8 protein-coding genes are annotated in these 16206 nt (G+C 44.7%); 1 reads left to right on the forward strand and 7 read right to left on the reverse strand.

All coding sequences use genetic code 11. The annotated features are described in order from the left end of the window. Nucleotides 1-155: 155 nt before the first annotated feature. From J3P37_RS13075 to J3P37_RS13095, 5 genes are all read right to left on the reverse strand, one after another. Entirely contained in the window at nt 156-1592 is a 1437-nt protein-coding gene (locus J3P37_RS13075; protein ID WP_256011684.1) for a glycoside hydrolase family 30 beta sandwich domain-containing protein, read from the reverse strand. A 25-nt stretch (nt 1593-1617) separates the two neighbouring features. Continuing rightward, nucleotides 1618-3909 (reverse strand): FAD-dependent oxidoreductase, encoded by a 2292-nt coding sequence (locus tag J3P37_RS13080; RefSeq protein ID WP_256011685.1) that lies wholly within the window; start codon nt 3907-3909, stop codon nt 1618-1620. 13 nt (nt 3910-3922) lie between these two features. Then, nucleotides 3923-5665, reverse strand: coding sequence for a sodium:solute symporter family transporter (locus J3P37_RS13085; protein WP_256011687.1), 1743 nt, complete (start codon nt 5663-5665; stop codon nt 3923-3925). A 62-nt stretch (nt 5666-5727) separates the two neighbouring features. After that, the gene (locus J3P37_RS13090) at nt 5728-7407 is read right to left on the reverse strand and encodes a RagB/SusD family nutrient uptake outer membrane protein (protein WP_256011688.1); all 1680 of its coding nucleotides are present in this window, start codon (nt 7405-7407) and stop codon (nt 5728-5730) included. A gap of 36 nt (nt 7408-7443) precedes the next feature. Then, nucleotides 7444-10470 (reverse strand): SusC/RagA family TonB-linked outer membrane protein, encoded by a 3027-nt coding sequence (locus J3P37_RS13095; RefSeq protein WP_256011689.1) that lies wholly within the window; start codon nt 10468-10470, stop codon nt 7444-7446. A gap of 232 nt (nt 10471-10702) precedes the next feature. Between J3P37_RS13095 and J3P37_RS13100 the strand changes: the two genes are divergently transcribed. Then, a complete protein-coding gene (locus tag J3P37_RS13100) occupies nt 10703-11860 on the forward strand; it encodes a LacI family DNA-binding transcriptional regulator (protein ID WP_256011691.1) in 1158 nt (385 codons plus the stop codon). A gap of 67 nt (nt 11861-11927) precedes the next feature. Here the strand turns inward: J3P37_RS13100 and J3P37_RS13105 are convergent, their stop codons facing one another. After that, nucleotides 11928-13457: a glycoside hydrolase family 53 protein gene (locus tag J3P37_RS13105; protein ID WP_256011692.1), complete on the reverse strand. Its 1530-nt coding sequence runs from the start codon at nt 13455-13457 to the stop codon at nt 11928-11930. Between the two features lie 121 nt (nt 13458-13578). Continuing rightward, nucleotides 13579-16038 carry a hypothetical protein gene (locus tag J3P37_RS13110; protein ID WP_256011694.1) on the reverse strand — a complete coding sequence of 820 codons (2460 nt, stop codon included), beginning with the start codon at nt 16036-16038 and terminating at the stop codon, nt 13579-13581. Nucleotides 16039-16206: the final 168 nt, after the last annotated feature.

Genomic DNA, 16206 nt, shown 5'->3' on the forward strand with positions numbered 1-16206 from the left:
CTCCCGTAGCTTCTTAGGAGTCTTAGGAATCTTTTCCGGAAGGTTGTTGCGTTCTGCAGGATCCTTTCTCAGATTGAACAGATGAGTGCATGAACTATATCCGGTCACAACATTTTCCCAGAGAAAGTATAGCTTAACACTACGCTTCCCTGGCCCTAGTTCTCCACCCAAAACTCGATTGACAAGTCAGGAACGGTAGGTGTAATGACAGCCCCCTTAATTTTCTCTAGTTTCAGATTGCGAGTTGCAGGAGTATAGCGATATCCGGTAAAACTCCTTTTAATACCTGTATTGATGTTGAAAGTAAAAGGAGCTCCCGAGCGGTTTGTTAACACCAAAACCAATTTACCTTTTGGTGTTTTAAAGGCCATGATCCGGTTATCATCCAAAATCTTCTGTTCATCTACGCTAAAGCGCTGAGAGTTCCAGGGCATGTATTTCAGAAAGCCTGCAAGGGCATTAAAGTTATTTTGATTGTAATCCCAATGCCCTTTTTTTATCTGAGGACTATGACTAAAGTCGTTATCATCCTGCGGCCTCCAGAAACCCAGCGAATAACCTGAAGCTTCCACATTGTAGGTCGGCTTAAGAGCATGCAGCCAAAACCAGGTAGGTGAGTTAGCGAAAGTCATCCAGTTCATCACATTTTGAGCAGTGTTAATACAAAGTCGCTCGCTGCTGGGATGCTGGTATTCGAACTCATTTTGAAATACGGGTTTGTTGAAGGTATTCATGTTATACTTGGGACTCTCTTTTCTTATGTCTGTCGAGTTTGAACCGATTCTATGATACACCCACGAATCTACATAGTTAAGCAAAGCAGAATCTTTTCTGATTATGGCTGCGTTTTCTCCCGCATTTCCCTCCCATGAATCTACCATAATAAGTGCCTTTGGAATCGTACTTCTTATTTTAGGGGCAATTAATTTAAATGCCTTGTAATACAAGTCTGGTGAATAGGTGCAGTGTGAGTACGACTGGCTTTTAGGTCCCAAAGCCAAACCTCCTACCGATCCCAATGTCGGTTCGTTCTGAAGGCCCCACATGGAAACATGTATTCCGTTTTTCTGCAGGTACCGGATGTCATCACAAAGGGCATCTCCAAATGCATTTAAGAAGGCCTCGTCACTTTGCTTAAGCGTGCCGCCGAGATAACTGTTTGTTGACTTCCAGAAGGGTGCAGGTGACCAATATTCCATCGATATTCCTTCCATGCCCGATTCATCCATCATTTCTTTCAGGTCCTTCAACTGGTTGGGGTAGCGTTCAACGATCCTCGACCGGGTAGAGTCCAAGCCCCTGAAATACAATCCCATAGCGAGTCTGCAATATCTGAATCCTTTCATGAGATCCTTATAGAAGCGTTTGCGTTCCGAATGTACAAGATTATTGGGCACAGCCACTTCTACATCGGGCAAACCTCTGTTTCCTGAACCTATCGCGTCGTTCTGTATTTCGACACCCAGCCCCCAGATAATTTGTTGCGGCTTATCATGCCTCACTATATAACTTCCTGTTTTCTGAGCTTGCAGGGAAAACGATGCAGCCAGCTGGAGAGCAGCTGAAAATAAGAGGATCTTAACTTTTTCCATTTACTTTTAGTTTAAAGTGCAGCACTTAGTAGCACCTGATTTCATAAATCTGCGCAGAAGGATCTCCGTTGGTTGCATTGACACTTATTCTTATTCTATCTGTATCAATTGCATGTAAAAGCCGGTGTTTATTCTGACGCTGATAATTATTCTTCACCTCGATAACAGTTTCCCAATTGCCCTCTAAAAATGCCTCGACAGAATAATCTTTCGGACATTGGGGATCACGATAGAAGGGTTCATATGCATGATATTCACGAAGTAAGTGACCCGGAAAAGTAAGTTGAATCTCACTCAGGGATTTCAATTCTGCCCAGGTCAACTCTATCGATTGGGGCAAGGGGAGGTTCGGGTCAGATTTCCATAAGTTTGCAGAACGATGTGGGCGGCTTACTCCACTTATTACATTCTGCGCTTTAAAGCAAGCCTGAGGAGGTTCCACTTTGAAGCTGAGTGTTTCCCCATTTCCAAACCGTCTCATTTTATTTTCACTGATCTGATACATTGCCACGTGGGCAGATTCTATCCGCCCGGCGATCAGCCATTCAACTTCAGGATTAGGCAACAGGTCAAGTCGGATATAGCGGTTATCAGGAAGTGACTCTATGTCGACGTTTAACTCTACCCAGCTTTTTCCCGGAGGAACAACAGCTTCACCTTTGGCCAGTAAGGGTATGCCGGTTACACGGTAGTCCCAGATATTATCTACCAGCTTTACTTCATAAGCCACCATTTCATCTCTACCCAATGTGTTGTTCAGAAAAACCGAAATCTTCTCAATTCTTGAAGAACCTGTAGCTATGAGCTGCCCCTTTCTGTTTTCAAGTCTTTCAAGCACATACTGGGGTTGATCCCTCCAGATTTTCAATCCCTCGTGGCAGCCTCTGCTTTCCGGGCCCGCACCCAAAAGAAAAGCCTCACTACTCGCACTTACTGAAGCTGACAAAGCAAGGTCGTCGGAGTCGGTATTTTTATAGTTCGGAAGAAAACAGCCATCACGTAATAGTTGCTGCTGGATCCGGTTAATCAGTTTCGACGGCGCTTCCGAAACCGGAATTTTATTTTGAATAGCCAGAGCTGCTGCTGTGCCTGCAGCTTGTCCCATCAACGCTGTTGTATTCATCACACGTACAGTGCCTAAAGCTGCATGTGTAACACTTACGTTTCTCCCTGCCATCATCAGGTTTCCAACGTTCTTTGAAATTAAACTTCTCAAGGGTATGCCGTAGGGACCAGCATAGCTCTTTACGGCATACTCAGAGAACGTGGAGTAATTCTCATTGCTTGCCGGTTCGCTATGTTCGGCCAGTAAGCCTCCGGGTGTGTGAAGATCTATAAACCAACCACCAAAGGCGATCTCGTCATCAAACACGGTACAGTTCTGGGGGTCGTGTTCCGTCATCAGGTATAGCCCCATAATTCTCCGGCTTTCTCTTTTGCCGGGCACCTGTCCAATCCAGTCAAGTGCATAATTTCTGGTCCTCTCCATCATTTTCGGATCTTTGTTCTTCATCCAATCCCAAACCCCTAGCGCGTGCCGGGTAAGTTCGTGCCTGATTGTTTCATTGTCGGTGATTGTATTGTAAGGAACTCCGATTTCCAACCACCAGTAACCACCTCTTTCTTCTTTTGGTAATCGTCCTTGTTTATAAAAGAAGGATGCGTCATCATATTCGATTGCCCAGTCGGGCGCAGTAAAGGGAACAGGCTTTCCGACATCTTTCGTTTTAAAATGAATGGAATTACCCATCACATCTTTGCTTGCCACTTCAGGTGCATGAGGTTCGTTAAATTCGTCTTTACCTTCACTTCCCAGGCGATATTCGCAACCGGCGCGCTCTGCTACTATCCCGTCTCCTGAAGCATCAATGAATATTTTTGCTTCCAAAATCAATTCAAGCTCAGCATTCTGTTGCCGGGCAAGAACACCCTTGATCTCCTGGTCACTATTCATCAATACATCATAAGCTTCTGTATTTACATGGATAAAAAGGTTGGGGGTACTTTGTGCGAGATTATATAAGGTAAGATCCCAGACGCTGTTTGTCCACCCATTTTCAAAAATTGCTTCATGGTTCTGTGCCCTCTCTTCTATAAGAAGTTCGGAGATGATACCAGTTTCCCTGGCATAAGCATGGAAGGCACATGCTCCATGAGGTGTTACTCTTATTTCTGATGAACTGTTACCGCCAAAAACAGGTCTGTTTTGTACGATACAAGTCTTGCTACCCAAACGTGCAGCTGCAACGGCAGCGCAAAAACCTGCCAGGCCGCCACCGATTACGAGCACGTCAAATGTTTCTATCTTCTTTTGCATTATATATGTGTGTTTATGCGTTCTTAAGTGTTAGATGCTTTTCTGGTATTTGAACCGGCTTTTTGACTGTCCTGATTATTATCAGGCTGATAGTGAGCAGGGAGCCGGCAAAAAGAGCTATTAGTCCCCTTACCGATGAATCTGAAAATATAAGTATGCCGAACATTAATAAAGAGAGAGCTCCGATACTAAAGCCGAGTAGTCTGGCTGGAAAATACGCTATTGTTGCATCAGACTTGGCACTTTCACGTTTGGCATTTAGCAGAGTTTCGCTTTTAACCTGTAAGAAGCCCTTTGAAATAGTACGGGAAGAAAGCTCCAGGATCAACAAACAAACTACCGGTACCATCAGACCGATCATTACTTCCATCTCCTGGCGGTGCTGATTATAATAAATAACTGCAGGGCTGGCTGAGGTCTTAGGGATGAAATATTTACAAAAGATAGCAGCAATCATACTGGCTCCCGTAGAAATCCAAACTGCATTCTGCCGGATCTTTCCAAAATATAGACCCCACAATACAGGTAATACCATAGCTACTACCAGCAAGCCTGTAATAGTCAGGATCACCTGCTCAGCACCTCCAAAGTACGGAACCATCAGCGCAATAGAGATGATAAGACCTCCGATCAGAAAAGAAGAGACCCTACCAATCATCACAAGCTTTTTTTCAGAAGCCTGGGGATTTATGAAACTTTTATATACATCATTGGTGATTGCGCCTGCATACACATTCACTTCTCCGTCTATATAACTTGCTGCTGATGAAAACATCGCCGCCAGCAGGAGACCGATCATTCCTGCCGGCAAAACAGAGGCACATGCCAGGATATAAGCTTTCTCGGGTAAGGCAGCAGGGTCAATAAGCCTGTAAAGCATAGGAGGCAGCATCCAGATTATTGGACTAATAAGGTATAGCGTTCCAAAAAGATAAGAAGCCTTCCGGGCGTTTGCAGGACTGCTGACAGCCAGAAAACGCTGGATAAAAACCCATTCCCCACCCAATTTAAAGGTATGAACAATGACCCAGCCGAGTAGGAACAACCACGTAAATGCTCCCCCGGTTGGTGCTAAAAATCCTTCCGGAGCATGAGCCAGGAATCCTGAAATGCCTCCGACCTTCGACAGACATAAGGGAACTACAAACATTACGGTAGCCGTTAATACCACAAACTGAATGGCATCGATGATAAGCACAGCCCATAAGCCGCCACTTACTGCATAAACCAGCATTAAGGCCCCGGAAATTACAACTGCAGTAGGGATTGACAGATTCCCGGTTGCTGGATCTGCTAACCAGTGGCCGGGGGAGAGGTGTATCAGAGACGAAACCAGAACGGCAAAGGAATAAAGCGCTACCCCCATGGCGATAATTTTGAAAAGCATACCGATCCAGGTATAAAATTGAACTGATCCCCTTCCGAACCTTATAAGCAGATATTCGCCCACAGTTACAATACCTAAAGACGCCCACTTCGTTGCTATAAAGCGGCCTACGATAAAAGAACTGATTCCTGAACACATCAGAATGCTGACGGCAACCAAACCTGATTTATAGGCAATGCCTCCCCAAACGACAAAGGTTCCGGCAGAAAACGCACTCATGAAAGAGGAAAGACCTGAAAGCCACCATGGTGATTGCTTTTTAACAGCGAACATGTCTTCCGTTGTTTTATTCTTTTTGGAAAGCATACTTCCAACCAGCAATATTCCCGCGCCGTAAACAAGTAAAACGAAATAGTCAATAGGTTGCATTTTTAGTATTTTGATTTCAGATTTTTCTGTCGCCGTAGCAGTCAGACGGTCCAGACTAAATATTAATAATTAGGATTAGGGGTCAACAGCGGATTTACCCTGATTTCCTGGGCGGGAATGGGCCAAAGGTATTGCCTGGTCTTGTCAAAGTTTCTTTCCGCCACAATTTTCACATCATCTCCAAAAACTTCATAATCAGCTATTCCGTCATCATCCAGGGGAGTGACTCCCGGAAAAGGCCATTTAGTCCGGTCCTGTTTGGAGGGGTCAGGAAGACCGATAACTGGCCTGGTGAGCGCTTTTTCCGCAAGTCTCCAGCGGATCAAATCCATATAACGAAGTCCTTCTTTCGCAAATTCAACACGGCGCTCTCTTCTTACTATTTTTCTCAACTCCGCAGGATCTATAGTCGTCACGGCCGGATACATTGCAGGTTGTGTGACCGCAACCCCGTAAGCTCTTGCCCGAACTTTATTGATAGCTTCAAGAACGCTGGCGTCAATTTCTCCCAATTCAACACTTGCTTCTGCATAGGTTAACAGCATTTCAGCAAACCGGAGGATTATAACATCGCTATCATCTACAAACTTGTCAGCCCAGCTTTGCTCTATACCTTTTTTCCACAGCAAGCCGGTAAAACTTGCAAAAGCCGCTACACTTCTGCTATCCCGGTTACTTACATTCCTGTTCTCTTTTGAACTGAACACCGTAAGGGCATCCGGGTGTGGCTGATAATTATAGCCCAACCATTGGGTATTAAACTCGACGATGGTAGCTGTAAGCCTGGGGTCTCTGTTTTTAAAAGGATCTGTAGGGCTATATAAAGGTGATTCATCGATTGGCTTGCCGTCTATACATTCGAAAGCGTCCATCATTTCCCGTGTGGGGATCTGCGCTCCGAATCCGCCAGCATTCCGGGGCAACTGATCCTGGACATTTGTTCCCGACGCTGCTACTTTCTGAGCCTCGTCCCTCGGGATACTGATAATGATTTCACTGCTGCTTTCGCCTGCCTTAAGAAACAACTGAGAAAAGTTACTGTGCAAGCTGTATGAGCCCGCGCCCGTAAGGTTCATCACCGCCAGAGAAGCATCACGGGCTTCTGTCCATTTATTCATGTACAAAGCGGTGCGGGCTTTAATTCCCAGAGCGGCTCCCTTTGTGAGTCGCTTAAGACCAGAACCATAGGTTTGCGGGAGATTCTGGGCTGCAAAATCCAGCTCCGTAAAGATAAATTTAAGTATTTCTTCCTTGTTCGTCCTGACTATGCTATATGCCTCTCCTAACTTCATTGGTGAAGTTACCAATGGTACATCGCCGAAGTGCGTAATAAGCCTGGAATACTGGTAGGCTCTGATCAACCGCATTTCCGCTTCAAGCCTGGAAAGCGTATTAGCAGGAGTATTAGCTGCAGCCTTCTGCATGTTAGCTAAAAATGAATTTGCCCGGGCAATTACTTTATAACAATTGAGCCAGTAATCGCGAACTGTTACATCCTCTGAATTCATTGTTCCAAAGGTTACAGCGTTGCCGAGTGAACCGCGGTGCCAATAGTTATCGGTATATTGTTCATTATCGTTCCCCCAGAAGTCGAGCCTGTAGAGATCATTTACGGCAATCTCTAATTCTGTCTGGTTGGAATAGAAGCTTCCGGTAGAAGCTTCCGAAGGGGGAGTCAGATCCAGGTCGGCACAGCTTGAAATAATAAAGGCTGCGAGCAGGATACAAAATATTCTTTTCATAATTATGAATCTTGTAATGATAATTCAGTTAAGTTTTTAAAACCTTACACTGGCGCCGGCCATTAAAGTAGTTGCCATCGGATACGAAGAAGAACTTAGCTCAGGATCCCAGTACTTCGGAAAATTATGGGCTGCAAAGACATCGTTTGCTGACACATAGAGCCTCATAGATTGCAATCCAACCTTTTTAACCACAGTATTTGACAGTGTATATCCCAGGGTAAGGTTTTTTACCCGGAAATAGGCACCATTAATCAACCAGAAATCTGATAATTCGTAGTTACTGGATGCTGATCTGGTAGAAAGACGGGGATAAGTTGCCTGCAGATTCTGATCGGGCGTATTGCCCTTGCTCCAAAACTTGCCCACCATTTCTTCAGGCACATTGCCGAATCCTTCCTGAAAAGGTCTTATTATATCTGAACTCAAGCGACTTTTGCTCTTGCCAACACCCTGAACGACGACGCCAAAATCCACTCCTTTGTACTCGAGCCTCAGGTTGCCTCCGTACAGGTACCTGGGCAAAGAACCTCCCAGTAATACCTTGTCGTCAGGTGTTATTTTACCATCACCGTTCATATCTTCATACCGGATATCTCCTGCAGTAACGTTCTCATTTAATCTGGGAGAACTTTTCGCTTCCTCAGCTGATTGAAACAGGCCGTTAGACCTGTAACCGAACCATTCATTATACTCTGAGCCTTTAAAACTGGATTGAGGACCTCCGGGATTTAGCACGGTAGCTCTCAGATCAGTTATACTGGATTTTGCATCAGACAAATTGACTGCAGCCGAATAAGTCAACTTGCCCAGCCTGTCTTTCCAGCTAAATTCCGTTTCCCATCCTTTTACCTCAAGGACCCCGGCATTTTGATTGGGTTTATCATAGCCAAGGTACATTGGAATGTCGAGTCTTAGCAGAATATCTGAGGTTTTTTTATGATAATAATCGGCCGTAAAGTTTAAGCGATTTTTAAAAAAAGCAACGTCCAGGCCGGCATCTACCGTACGGGTTGTTTCCCAGGAAATATCTTCTACCGCATACTCCGTTTGGGCTCCTCCGGTTTGAGGCACCACTACACCATTAAGATAGAATAAAGGATTAGAAAAACTAATAGTTGCCTGGTAAGGATAATCACCGATCCGTTCATTTCCTACAGAGCCATAGGAGCCTCTGATCTTCAGGAAGGAAAGCCACTCTATACTTCTCATAAATACCTCTTCGGAGATTGACCAGCCCAAAGAAAGCGAAGGGAAGAAGGCTCCGCGGTTTTCTTTGGAAAATCTTGATGACTCATCGTACCTCAAGTTCCCCTGGAAATAGTACTTGCTTTTATAGTTATACATCACCCGACCAAACACCGACCTTAGAGCAGACTCTGAAGCAGAACCATAATTGTCTCTTAGCTCCTGTGAACCTGCATTTAAATATGGAAAATCATTCAGAGCAAAACCACTACGGGAGGCGCCCATGTTTTCGCCTCTGTTATATATCTCTTCATATCCTCCAAGCAAGCCAACCTGATGTACGGCGCCAATTGTCTTGGTATAATCGGCTAAAAGTTGTCCTGTAATGAAGCTCGATTCTGTCCTGTCTTCCAACAAGCTTGTTCTTATCTGATTACTCAGGTTGGTCTCTGTTCCATCGGGATTGGTGAAGCGGATCCGTTTGGAAAAGCTTTTACTCTGATCAAAAGACAGCGTCGGAGATAATAATGCAGTCAGCTGTAAGCCGGTAACTGGTGTTAGTTTAAATGCCATACGACCCGTAAGCTGATTGTATTTACCATTAACTGTTCCCCCTTCTTTTAGTTGGGCAAAAGGATTTCGCCCTTCTTTAGCCAGCGCGTAATTTCCATTCTGATATAGAGCATTATATACAGGTGGCATTAGCCGGGATTCGTAAAATACATTCCACTGTGGGGAAACAGTCCCAGTTCTCTTGAACCCAAGGTCAAGGCTGACCGACATTTTTTTACTTAACTCAAGGTCATTATTTATTCTAAATAGAAAGCGTTTATAGCTACTATTGTCATGTAATGCGTCGATATCTGAATAGCCCAGGGATGCTTTTGTTTTCACTTTATCTGTTCCCAGTGTGAATACCATATCGTGGCGCTGCCGCGGAGCCAGATCGTTCAACAATATTTCCTGCCAGTCGGTATTACCAAAGGGGAAAAGATCGGGCGTTTCGTTCCTGTGTTTTTCGAAATTATCGATAAAGTCCTGCGCGTAAGGTCCGGCAGCGGCCCCGTCATTTGTAGCTTGTTCATTAAAATACCTCATGTAGTCTGCACTGCCTACGTATTCTGGCAATGCTGTTGGCTTTTGAAGACCATATTCGTAATTATACTCAAAGCTCTTTTGCCCGCTCTTTCCACGCTTTGTAGTGATCAGGATAACGCCGGCGGCAGCCCTCGAACCGTAAATAGAAGCAGAGGCTGCATCCTTTAAAACGGTAACATTTTCAACGTCGTTAGGATTAACATTATCAATAGTGCTGGTCTGAACTCCGTCTACAATAATCAGCGGACTATTTTCACCAATAGTTGAAATCCCTCTGATAAGAATCGAAGCACCTTCGCCCGGCTTACCATTGGACCGAGTAACTGAAACACCGGAAACTGCTCCCTGGAGCGCTTCTGAAACCTGTACAGTCTGCCTGCCACCTACATCTTTAGAGCTTATAGTTGAAACTGCCCCGGTCAGGTCCTTTTTCTTCTGCGTACCATAGCCAACTACCACTACTTGTGATAACTCCCTTACAGAGCTTTTTAAAACAACTAAAAGATCCTTATTTTCGGCAGCTACTTCAGTCGACTCATATCCAATGCCGGAAATAAGCAGCAGGTCCCCGGCTTTTGCTGCGATGGAAAATCTTCCCGCTGCGTCTGATACTGAGCTAGTAGCTGTTCCTTTAATACGTATTGTGGCTCCGGGAATGATTGCTCCGGTTTCCTCTCTTACAATTCCTTTAACCGTTGTCTGCGCCACCGCGTTCGATGAAAGTACAGTAGCGATAAAAAAGACCAGGAAACGAATCTTAGGTATTATCTTGCTCATAATTATTCGTTAATTTAAATCTATAATTGGGTTTTGAAAATCATAACATGTATAGATAAAGTATCTAGCATGTTTACCGTCATGTCATGATTTATGGTCTAAAAGTATCTTAATTAGCTACTTAATCCAACTTTTTCGGGGAAGGTAAAATGCTTTTTTCTATCGAAATCGTTTGTGTAATCGTTTTCGGTAGATAGAAATACTTTAACTTTACATTTTCAATTCTCCAATTATGCCAAGAGTTAAATGCCCGAAATGTAATAAGGTGGAAACTATTTTACGATCCGGATTTATTCGTAAGAAGCAACGTTTCTACTGCAAGGAATGCAATTATAATTTCACTCTTAATCATGAGAACAGAAAAGCTAAGAACCGATCTAAACAGGGTTATCAGACGACGATACTGGACATAGCAAAAGCTATGGGTATTTCTGCTACAACTGTAAGCAGGGCTTTGAGAGATTACCCGGACATCAGTATGAGCACGAAAGAAGCAGTGAAAGCCGTAGCAGAAGAAATGGATTACCATCCTAATCTCCTGGCCCGGAGCTTCGCCAGCAATCATACGCAGACGGTTGGTGTTATTATCCCAAACTTAGAAACAAACTTCTTCTCTTCCATGCTTGGAGGAATTCAAAAGGCCGCAGCTCTGGCGGGGTATAAGGTGATTATATGCCAGTCTGATGAAAATCAGAAGATAGAAATGGAGAATATTCAGCTATTGATTGACAACAGAGTTGAAGGCTTGTTTATTTGTCATTCAATTGAGAGCGAAGTTGTTGACCATCTAAAAATCCACTTAAAAAAAGGAATCCCAATAATCCACTTCTACCGCGTGATGATGGATACGGATACTTCAAAAGTTGTTGCAAAAAATGAAGAGGGTGCCGAAATAATAACACAACATCTTATTAACCGGGGCTGCCGAAGGATTGCAATTATTGCAGGCCCTTCTAACTTGCTGATAACAAAGGAGCGGTTGAAGGGCTATCAAAAGGCACTAAAAAAGCACAAAATAAGTGTGGATCCAAGCCTTATAGCCTATACTGATTTTAAACACAAGTCGATATTGGAAGCCATGGACAATTTTTTCAGTCTTGATAATAAGCCGGACGGTGTTTTCAGTATATCCGACCGGTCTGCTATTATAGCTTTGAAATATTTAAAAAATAAAGGAATCCAGGTTCCGGGGCAGGTTAGGGTAGCCGGATTCGGCAATGATCTGATGGGGGATATGGTGGAGCCTTCATTAACAACGTACGATGTTAAGACGGCAACTATTGGAGAGAGGGCTATGCATTTATTTCTAAACCAGGTACTTTCTGAGGATTATTACCAAAAAGAAACGCTGGTAGTAGATGGAGAGATCGTGATTCGGGAGTCTACTTAGGGTGCCCTCAATAGAAAATGGTGAAACCGGGACCCTGGGGAAAGCGGTTTCACCATTCGTTACATTCCTATTGTTTCAGTAATTGAACATTATCAACATTGCACCATTTGGCGGCGCCGGCTTCGCTATAAAAAACCACTTTACATTTGTTATTCACCACCAAAATATTAGGTATCTGAATTAGTTTCCAGGTTGATGTAGCTCCAATATTAAAAACCTTTTCAACTCCCAGTGCACCATATTCTTTGGCAATCATCTGGCAAATAGTTTGTCCCCCACTACTTTTAACCCGCGCTTTAAGCGTATAATTTCCGTTGGGAATATTGCTTGCTATCTGGTATGTCTTAACAGAATAACTAACATTCCTATAATGAGTCAGCTTGTAGCCACCGTTATATCCCCCAGACTCGGTGTAAGAGCCGCTTGTACTTGAAACCCCGTTTGAACAAGGCCAGAAGGCCGGATTATTAGTGCTGACATTTTCGTCAAAATCAGGATTTAGCATATAGTTCATATTTACCGAGTCTCTCAAAGCTTCTGTTGCAATAGTAGGACGGCCAAAACTATCCATCATTCCCTTTGCATAGGTGGTGTTGGCAGCATAAGATTCAGGAGCCCAATAGAAAACACCGAGGCCTTTTCCATTTGGGATATGCCTTATTTTATTAATAATATCAGCTACAAAGGCCCGGCATTTAACCGAATCACGCCACGTCATCCCAATTTCGGTTACCATAACTTCCTTGTTGTATTGGCTTGCAAGCGTCTTTAAATTCGCAAAACACTTATTATTTACCGCTTGCCAATCGTTACCTGTAGATGATGGATAGAGCGAGACGCCGATGATGTCATATTTTCCGCCCCGGCTATTTAAGCCTCCATAAATAAATTGAAGTGGCCCGGAAATGTCGCCGCCTGCAACATGCACAATAACCTTACTACCTGGACTAACTGCTTTCACAGCCTCGTAGCCTTTGTTTGTCAGTGCAGCATAATTCGACATACTCAATGAGGCTTTTCCTGTATTCCACAGCATGCCGTCATTGGTTTCGTTTCCGACCTGAACCCACTCCGGATATATTCCGTTATCTTTCAGGGAGTCCATTACATCGTAGGTATGGTTATAAACAGCCTGTTCGAACTGAGCTAAAGTAGTAAAACCAGACCATGCTGCAGGTTTTGTCTGGTGCGTTGGATCAGCCCAGGTATCACTGTAATGGAAATCGATCATCAGTCTGTAGCCTAAATTATGTGCCCTGATCGCCTGAGCAATTACGCTGTCTTTGCCGGACTGCCCCTGGGGATTATTCACCCATACCCTGATCCGGAGCGCATTGGCTCCTAAGTCTTTAAATAGCTTATGACACTCGGTAGGTACTCCGTTTCTATCATAATAAACCGCTCCCCTGGCTACATGGATAGGGACAGAGCTAAGATCTACCCCTATTGCAAAGTCGTTAGCACCGAGAGTGGTTGCCGTTGAATTGATTTTTGACACCGGAGACAAAATATCCTGCTTGTCTACTAACGCCTTTTCTTTGCAGCTTAATAAGCATAAGCATACAAGGGCCGGAGCCCAGATTCTAAATTTATTCATATAGTTTATTGATTAGTAATTTTAGTAATTGCAATTCCAACAAGCCATGTATCATGGCCAATACCCAGCCACATGAGCAGAATACTGCTCAAAACATTTCATAGCCCCTGACCATAGTTTTTTACTGGTAAGTAAGCCAGGTGGTAGCTTTGCATCCAGTGTCTGAACTGAAACGGATCCATTTCGACTGAAAAGAAGCCGGGAACGTATAGGTGTATTTTTCTCCGGGTTTTACTTCCACTTTTTTGAAAAGCATCCAGGGGCCATGTCCTACCGGTTCTACCTCTATGGAGATATTAACCGGTACTGTTGCATCGTGAGATATTTCAAGCTTCTTTTTGTCGTAAAAGCCAATGAGATAAGGATCCGACGGTATATTCTGTTCTACAGACGTATCCTTCCAGGGACCTCCTCGTCCAACAGGCTTTCCCATTTTCCACAAGTCATCTATTGAGCCTGCCCATACTTTGGCATTACCATCAGAGGAGGTCACGATGTGCTTGTTGCTTTTAGTTTTTCCCCGGATCCCGCTCATTACCAGTAAACCCCGGTAAGAAGTAAAGTCGTGGATGCCGAAAGTATGAGAAGCAACAGGCCTTATCTTCGCATATCCATCAGCATTTTCCGCCGGCAACTCATAAAACGTCCCGTGAACATTCAGCAGATCACGCTCGGTAACCACTTCCCTGCAAACCCTTCCCAGGGCATGGGAATACAGTCCGTCAAAGTCTTCACTTCCCAGGGGCAGTCTCCACCTTCTGCTCTTGTCGTCAATAACCAGCACCGATGATTCTTCAATGCTTATTCCTGAGGCTGGCTTCAGCGAAAGGTGTTCGCGAATAAAGTCTGCGGTTTGGGCATCTTCCTTCTTCTCCAGCTTCATCTCCGCATTAAGCTCATAGTATCCCTTTTCGCTGAACTTTCCGCCGCTTATATCGCCGGCAAGTATTCCTAAGGTTCTTCTGTTATCTCCTAAAGAGTATAACAAACCTCCCCTATAATGGTCTTCCTCTACCGGGCTCAATCCCTTAAACAGAGATTTGCTTGCCTGGTAAGCACGGCTATCGTCTGTATAGGAGAATTGAAGCGTTGCCTTTGTTGATCCATCCGGAATCACCCTGATCCATTCGCCTTTCTCCGAAGGATTGAAACTAATGTTGAGCGACTTCCCAGGTTCTACCCGTTCATTTTGAAGCTCCTGCCAGTCGCCTCTTCCTGTACGATCTGTCTGGAAGCGGAAAGTCACCGTCTGAGTGCCCTGGTTTAATAACCAGGCTGTCCGTTGTTTCCAACCAGCAAACAAAAAGGGGTCTGAGGCCTCACCGGCCGTTACTTGCTCGGACAACCAAACGGCTCCGTTGGCAGTATTTGGCCCTAATTCGTCTAAAGTCCGGGCGCTGCTGAACCATAAATTTGAATGGGACTGACCCGGACCAGCCATGTCTCCTTTGGCCTTCCGGCTGTTTAAAAACTCTTTCTTTGCCGCATCATCTGCCCCAAAAACCAGGCGGTCGTTCCAGCGGGCAAAGTCGCCGAACACCTTCAGATAAGCTGATCCTGGCCTTATGCCTGCTGTACTCTGTGAGGAAAAACCTTCCGGAAAATGCCAGAACATTCCGTGCATGGTCATCAGGTAATCGGCTTTGCCTGCTGTTCCCACATTCCTGATCCGTGGCCATTCCGTATTCCAGCCATGGGCCCCGTCGTAACTGTGACTTGCTTTTGGCAGCCGGAAAAAGCTCCAGCCACCATTATCCCTCAGGCCAAGCAAAACTGATTTATGATCCCAGCCGGTTGCCCAGATAGGATCGGTAGCCGGATTTTTGCTCCCTTCTATACCGCCCGGACCGGTGACTTCGGCAAACTGGTTTCGTCTTACAATCTTCCAGGTCTGGCCATCCCATTCGGCAAGAACACCCGAGGGCACATCGAATTTCTCCCGGGCCTCCTCTCCATATTCGCCATTATTTGAATAGATCAGAACTCCCTGACCAGAATACAAACCCTTTCCATGGGTACCTGGCAATATGCTTTCGTACGCTTTTTTGGCATCTCTGAAAGGGTTTTCGTCAGGAAAGATTGTTTTTATAGCAAGTGTTTTTACGTCGAGCTCGTAAATTCCCTCTTCCATGGTAGCCAGGTACGCTTTACCTGCAGGATCGCTCAGGTGTCTGGTGATTCCAGTATAACGGCCCGGGGCCAAACGATAGGACAGCGATCTTATTTCCGCCTTTTTATTAATTGCATAAGGCCCGATGAAAAGCTGTCCGCTTTCCGGATGGATCATCCTGTTTGCAGGAGTTCCTCCTATGCTTTCCCGACGCGTAATCTGCTTTAGCTCCGGCGTTATCTGGTAGAGTTTATCCGAGGATCCCAAATAACTGTGAGGAGCATACGACACTACCCACAAACTTCCAGCCCAGGGAACTACCGCACCCGTTCCGCATTCTCCTTCATTATTATAGTAAGCCAGGTGAGGATAGATGCCGCTGTACTGAGGCATCTGATTGATGTTATTCATCCGGGATGAGCTGCAGGAGTATAAAAGAACTACGAAGCCAAACAAAGTTAGTTTATTCATATCAGTCTAATATCTTACTTGAGGATACGTTTCGCTTTGGTTTTTAAGGCATATGTCAAGTCTGCCGGATAGATAAAGGAACTTCCTCGTTCGTTGTTGCCAAAGCGTTTGAAACTATTACCTTTCTACATCAACGACTTAAATTTATTCCGTTTGTCTATAGGATCC

Source organism: Desertivirga xinjiangensis (assembly GCF_024436435.1).
GTDB lineage: Bacteria > Bacteroidota > Bacteroidia > Sphingobacteriales > Sphingobacteriaceae > Desertivirga > Desertivirga xinjiangensis.